Source organism: Ligilactobacillus animalis KCTC 3501 = DSM 20602, from assembly GCF_001434535.1.
In the GTDB taxonomy this organism is placed as follows: Bacteria; Bacillota; Bacilli; order Lactobacillales; family Lactobacillaceae; genus Ligilactobacillus; species Ligilactobacillus animalis.
The window spans coordinates 1-204 of the sequence record NZ_AYYW01000043.1 but is presented as its reverse complement, the minus strand read 5'-3'; the positions used below and the strand labels follow the sequence as shown (position 1 = coordinate 204).

The following is a 204-nucleotide window of genomic DNA, read 5'->3' as shown; positions in this document are numbered from 1 at the left end:
GATCTGGCGCAACGCTACTTTTTCTTCTACTTCGGTTGCTGTCTTAGCGTTGTAGTAGATGTCTACGGTCAAAGTTTCTGTTTCTGGCGTTACCACCACTGCCTCGACCACTGACTCGACCACTGACTGGCTTGGTTCATAATTTTCCACTTGGTCTACTTTGTACTCGGGCAAAGTATTTTTGTCCATATCCCAAGCACCGTA

At 46.6% G+C, this 204-nt stretch carries 1 protein-coding gene; it reads right to left on the bottom strand.

Annotation, left to right across the window (positions count from 1 at the left end; genetic code table 11):
• Positions 1-189 (bottom strand): hypothetical protein (locus FC30_RS07715; RefSeq protein ID WP_156400137.1); only part of this gene is annotated, 189 nt, incomplete at its 3' end.
• Between the last annotated feature and the right edge of the window lie 15 nt (positions 190-204).